Annotated in this window: 6 protein-coding genes; 3 read left to right on the top strand and 3 right to left on the bottom strand. The window is 39.3% G+C overall.

All coding sequences use genetic code 11. The features are described from left to right. On the bottom strand, positions 1-867 hold an 867-nt coding region (locus PN450_RS22735; RefSeq protein ID WP_271837633.1), incomplete at its 3' end, for an RNA-guided endonuclease InsQ/TnpB family protein. A gap of 267 nt (positions 868-1,134) precedes the next feature. Between PN450_RS22735 and PN450_RS22730 the strand changes: the two genes are divergently transcribed. Next, positions 1,135-2,055 carry a tetratricopeptide repeat protein gene (locus PN450_RS22730; RefSeq protein WP_148764616.1) on the top strand — a complete coding sequence of 307 codons (921 nt, stop codon included), beginning with the start codon at positions 1,135-1,137 and terminating at the stop codon, positions 2,053-2,055. A gap of 121 nt (positions 2,056-2,176) precedes the next feature. Here the strand turns inward: PN450_RS22730 and PN450_RS22725 are convergent, their stop codons facing one another. Beyond that, positions 2,177-2,518, bottom strand: a complete 342-nt coding sequence (locus PN450_RS22725; protein WP_015083718.1) for a hypothetical protein — start codon at positions 2,516-2,518, stop codon at positions 2,177-2,179. 132 nt (positions 2,519-2,650) lie between these two features. Then, complete coding sequence (locus PN450_RS22720; protein WP_271837631.1) at positions 2,651-3,268, bottom strand: TMEM165/GDT1 family protein; 618 nt, start codon at positions 3,266-3,268, stop codon at positions 2,651-2,653. Between the two features lie 279 nt (positions 3,269-3,547). Between PN450_RS22720 and arsM the strand changes: the two genes are divergently transcribed. Together arsM and PN450_RS22710 are read left to right on the top strand one after the other, a co-directional pair. Then, complete coding sequence (gene arsM, locus PN450_RS22715) at positions 3,548-4,516, top strand: arsenosugar biosynthesis arsenite methyltransferase ArsM (protein ID WP_271837630.1); 969 nt, start codon at positions 3,548-3,550, stop codon at positions 4,514-4,516. 299 nt (positions 4,517-4,815) lie between these two features. Then, complete coding sequence (locus PN450_RS22710; protein ID WP_271837629.1) at positions 4,816-5,619, top strand: formylglycine-generating enzyme family protein; 804 nt, start codon at positions 4,816-4,818, stop codon at positions 5,617-5,619. Positions 5,620-5,914: the final 295 nt, after the last annotated feature.

The raw sequence follows: 5,914 nt of genomic DNA, 5'->3' as shown, positions 1-5,914 counted from the left end.
TGATTTTGCTAGACAATGATTTTTTACCATGTTTGAAACCCTTAAATCTTCATAGGCCACTAAGTCGTTAGACTTGCATACGTTACGCGCTATTTTTTTAGCGTGTTCAATCCGTTGCCTACTTACTTTTAAGTGTTTTTTAGCGTAAAGTTTTCTAGCTTTTTTTCTACAACTAGAACCTTTGACTTTTTTGTAAATCCGTCTTTGAGAATGTTTGATTGATTTTTCAGCCTTTCTCAAAAACTGAGGATTGGGTTCATGATGTCCATTAGAATCGGTGTAAAACGACTCAATACCAACGTCCAACCCGATTTCATTACCTGTTTTTGGTTGAATATCTACAACATCAATACCAATACAAAACTGAGCATAATATCCATCAGCACGACGGATTAAACGCACTCGTTTAATGTCTTTAAGTTCGTAGGATTGAATATCCCATTTACCTAATAATTTGAGTTCACCAATCCCTTTTTTATCAGTAAAAGTAATCCGTCGCTTAGTTTTGTGTAATTTCCATCCTGATGTTTTATATTCAACAGAACGGCAATCCTTTTGAAAACGTGGATATCCTTTCTTTCCAGACTTTTTAGATTTACAGTTGTCGTAAAACCTTGATATAGCAAACCACCCTCTTTCTGCGGCTGATTGTACTGCCATTGAGTTTAATTCAGCAGCAAAGGTAAAGTCTGAGCGGAGTTCTGTTGAATACTTATTCAGGGCAAACTTATCAATTTTTAGCTCGCGTGGTGCATCCATCCAATATCTAATCGCTTTATTGCGAATGAATTGGGTGGTACGAATGGCATCATCTATGGCGTTGTATTGATGTTGTTTACCTTTAACTTTGTATTCTAGGACTAGCATTGATTCAATTTTGAACAATCAATTTGATTTGGTTTCAGCCTGCATTTATTATACAATATATACAAAATGTCAGTGCAGGATAAATCCTGTAACTAGCCTTCATCCCGCAGCTGTTGCACAGGTGTGTCCTCCTGAGTCGGACACGCCTTCAAGGGTTTTCGGCATTCTCCTTATAAAATTCACAGACAAATGACCGTATTCCGCAAAGTTTTGGAAATTTTTAACTTTGCAATTTATCTCATTCCCATTTAGGAGCAGAATAATATTGTGTCTGAATCGCGTAATCGCTGGATAGTCCGAGTAGTTTTAGCTTTCGCTGTTGTTGCTTTTTTGGGTGTTTCTATTATGCCCATCATTACAGCGGTTAATAAACCCCAATCATCTCCACAAAATCAGCCCACTGCTGACCCTAAAATATCTTCATCGGAGCAAAAGTCAAAACTGGAAGATCAAGTTCGGGGTTATGAATTAGTTTTACAAAAAGATGCAGAAAATCAAACTGCACTCAAGGGACTTTTGCAAGCGCGTTTAGGTTTGTTGAGTCAAAAAAGCCAAGGGGAAGTTAAACCAGCGGATATTCAAGCTGTGATTGAACCTTTAGAAAAACTCGCTAAACTCAATCCCCAGCAGTCAGAGTATGGAGTTTTACTGGCACAAGCTAAACAACAAATTGGTGATAAGGAGGGGGCTGCCCAAACTTATCGCTCTATTTTAACTACAAAACCGGGCGATTTGAAAGCTTTGCAGGGCATGGTGAATTTGCAATTAAGCGAAAAGCGTCCAGAAGCAGCTATTGGCTTATTACAAGAAAGTTTAGCTGCTGCGACTCAAGCTAATACTATTCAGCCGGGTAGTGTGGATGTGGTTGCTGTGCAGGTGCTTTTAGGTAGTGTCTACGCTTTTCAAAAGAATGATAATAAAGCTATCTCTGCTTATGATGAAGCAATTAAGAAAGATGCTCAAGATTTTCGCCCCGTTTTAGCAAAGGCAATGCTGTTTAAGGAACAGGGGAAGCTTGATAAAGCAAAACCTTTATTTGATAGTGCCACAGCTTTAGCACCGGCTCAGTATAAGGATGAAATAAATAAAGCCGCAGCTTCTAATCCTACTCCTACGGCATCACCTACGCCTTCATCCACAGAATCACCTACGGCATCACCTACGGCATCACCTACGGCTACTCCGTAAGGTGTAGGGAGGAGAGGTAAACTGATAGAAGTCTCTGAGTTTTTTAGCAATAAAATAGGAGTTGAGCAAAAAATAATTCAACTCCTGATCAATAAATTATTTTTTGATCAGGATGCTGAAATTAAAAGGGTAAGTATCCTGTTGTAAGCATTTTATAACCAGAGGCGATGCAAATTAGTGAGAGAAAAAACTGCCATAAACTAGTAGGGTTAAGAATTGCACGACTGCTAATAAATATGGCCATAATACCAACGGCAACAGCAGTCCATCCCAAATCTTTCATACTTCCTGGAGCAAAAACTAGCAAGAGTACACCTGATGTTAATGCTAATACTGAAATATCAGCAGAAATTCCTCGCCACCAATAAGGATAAACATTGGTTGTAAAAAAGATATTTTCTCCTACAAGGTAAATACCCAAAATTAGCAACCCAAAGCCGACAATTCTCAGTAAAAAGCCCATAATGTACCCCTATAAAAAAATTTACATCTGACTAAGACTTAAAAGTACAACTAAGGGCGGGGAAACCACGCACCTACAGGTTTTGTAATTTTATCACGGTATCTCACTCAGGTGCATACAGGGGTATTGAATTTATTTTCCTTCTATGGCGGCCACTATGCCGAAGATGATAAATAGAAAGCCGCCTAAAAAGGTAATTTGTCTTTCAGAAATTTTACCTGCAATTAATCTACCACCGATGACGGCGATCGCTGCACAAATTGCGTGTCCTAATATTGCACCAGCGGTGACACCAATGGGGTTATTTCCAGCAGCTAGGGCTATGGTGGCTATTTGTGTGCGATCGCCCCATTCTGCTATAAATGTTAGTACGAAGGATTTCAGTAAAATTGACCAAACACTTTTTTCCTGGGAATTATCTAAATCTGCTTTTTCCACCGCTTCTTGTGCTTCTTCTGCGACTTCTTCGGTAGCAGATACAGCCATTTTATTGGCATCATAGATTAATTTTAAACCAAAGGCAATAAACAAAACTATTTCGGCGTAATGAATATAGATTTCTGGTAATAAAGATACTACCTGCCCAAATGCAACTGATAAGATAGTCATAGCCGCTAAAGCAGCGACTACACCAGTGAATACCAAGCGCCGCGAGTGGTGCATGGAAAGAATCACAGCAATAAAAAATGTTTTATCACCTAGTTCGGAAATGGTAATTAGTAATAAACCTGCGGTAAAAGCTGTTAACACTCTCTCAAACTCCTAAAGGATTTTTTACCTGTGTGGAGTATCAATGAGAGCAATCAAACCTCACTGAACTCCACATAGTTAAATGTGTAGTCAGTGAAGGTCTCGCTTTCAAATACTTTATTTATTCGCTATCTAAACCAGGCTCATCACCAGTATGTTGACTTAGATATACTGAACAGAAAACTTTGATTTACTGCCAGCAGCTACTCCCCTTCTATTAGTTATGTATAATACTCTTTTTGACAACAAAAGTCAAGCCATAAACCCTAATTTGAGATTATGACCTATTTAGAAACCGCAGCCCAATTTTACAGCCAAGTTGCCCAAACACCAGAAATAGGTCTTTGTTGTGTTCAAAGTACACCTTTACAATTACCAGGGCTGAAAATTCCTCTAGCTATGCAGGAAATGAACTATGGTTGTGGAACTACGGTTCATCACAATGAACTCAGTAACGAACCTACAGTCTTATATATTGGTGTTGGTGGTGGTTTAGAAGCTTTGCAATTTGCTTATTTTTCTCGTCGTCCCGGTGCGGTGATTGCTGTCGAACCGGTGGAAGCTATGCGAGAAGCTGCAATACGTAATTTAGAAATTGCTGCAACAGAAAACCCTTGGTTTGATCCTAGCTTTGTCGAAATTCGTCCGGGAGATGCGTTTAATTTACCTGTCGTTGATGCTTCTGTAGATGTAGTAGCGCAAAATTGCCTGTTTAATATTTTTGAACCAGCAGATTTAACTCGTGCTTTAAAAGAAGCATATCGGGTATTGAAACCAGGTGGACGCTTGCAGATGAGTGACCCGATTGCAACAAGTCCAATTCCTGCTCATTTACAACAAAATGAAAATTTACGCGCTTTATGTTTATCTGGTGCTATTACATATCAAGAATATACTCAATTAATTATTAATGCTGGTTTTGGACAAATTGAAATTCGCGCTCGTCGTCCTTATCGGTTGTTAGATAAACACAATTATCAATTAAAAGAAAATCTCCTTTTAGAAAGTCTGGATTCTGTGGCTTTTAAGGTAGATATTCCCGCAGACGGAGCTTGTATTTTTACTGGTAAAACAGCGATTTATGCAGGTAAGGAAGCATTTTTTGATGATAAGAATGGGCATATTTTACAAAGAGGAATTCCTGCGGCGGTTTGTGATAAAACAGCGGGAAATTTAGCAAATTCAAATCCTGAAGAAATCATTATTACTAATTCTACATGGTATTATGATGGTGGGGGATGTTGTTAAGAGTAATTCTTGTATCTAATCTAGCTGAGGTTTCGCGCAAAGATACAAAGGAGCAAAGACGCAAAGCCAGAAAACTCTCGTTCCCAGTCTCTGACTGGGAATGCCATCTTAGAGGTTCTACCTCCAGGTATAATAGAGGCAGAGCCTCTTAACTACATTCCCACGCAGAGCATGGGAACGAGAGAATAGGAGAAACTAGCGAGAAAATGGGGTAAAATCCTCAGATTTCTAATCTTTGCTTTTATTTCTCAACTAAGTATGGTTTAATTTAGATGGAATAAATAATTAATTTTATTAAAATGGCAGCAAATTATTTTGGACAAGACTTGGGAAATGGTGTGATTTTAGAAATGGTGGCTATTCCTGGGGGGACTTTTATCATGGGTTCTCCAGAAAATGAGGAAGGTTATAATAGTTCTTATCAAAGTCCACAACATCAAGTTACTGTTCCCCCGTTTTTCATGGGTAAATATCCAGTTACTCAACAACAATGGCGAGTCGTGGCTGCACTAGAAAAGGTTAAGATTGATTTAAAATCTGATCCATCTTATTTTAAAGGTGATGGTTCGACTTCGCTCACCAACAATTTGCCTGTTGAGTGTGTATCATGGAATGATGCTCAAGAATTTTGTGCCAGACTTTCCCGAATGGCAAATAAAACCTATCGTTTACCTAGCGAAGCTGAATGGGAATATGCTTGTCGTGGAGGAACTACTACCCCGTTTTATTGTGGGGAAACAATTTCTACAGATTTAGCTAATTATGATGGTAACTACACTTACGGGCAGGGACAAAAAGGAAAATATCGAGAAAAAACCACAGAGGTAGGAATTTTTCCCGCCAACCCTTTTGGTTTATATGATATGTGTGGGAATGTGTGGGAATGGTGTGAGGATGGGTGGCATGAAAACTATATAAACGCGCCTACCGATGGCAGTGCTTGGACAAGTCTAAGCAGTCAACGTAAACTGCTGCGCGGTGGTTTGTGGCTCAACAATCCTGTAAATTGCCGTTCTGCTTTTCGCTACAGCAACTATCTCGCCTACGGCAACCTCAATATTGGTTTTCGGGTTGTGTGTAGTGGTGCGGCGAGGACTTGTTAGCACTCTGCACTTTTGCTCTTTTGCGCTCTTATTCTTTTCACTTCCCTAGCGTAACGGAGTGGAGCGATCAAAAATATTTTATTTAGATTTCGGGAATGATTGATGAGTTGTTTCTCTATGATATAGGAAACTTTCGATTTAGTCAAGTGGTATGTTCCAATTATCAATAGTCTGTCACTTCCCCCTGTCTCTTAGAGGTTGTTTGAAAAGTATTATATCAAACCCGTAATCTCCAAAAACCTAACCCCCCTATCCCCCTTCCCTGCAAGGGAATGGGGGTTTTAAAGCCTCTCCC

This window comes from Dolichospermum lemmermannii CS-548 (assembly GCF_028330815.1).
In the GTDB taxonomy this organism is placed as follows: domain Bacteria; phylum Cyanobacteriota; class Cyanobacteriia; order Cyanobacteriales; family Nostocaceae; genus Dolichospermum; species Dolichospermum lemmermannii.
The sequence above is the reverse complement of the archived record's forward strand: the minus strand, read 5'-3'. Positions and strand labels throughout refer to the sequence as shown.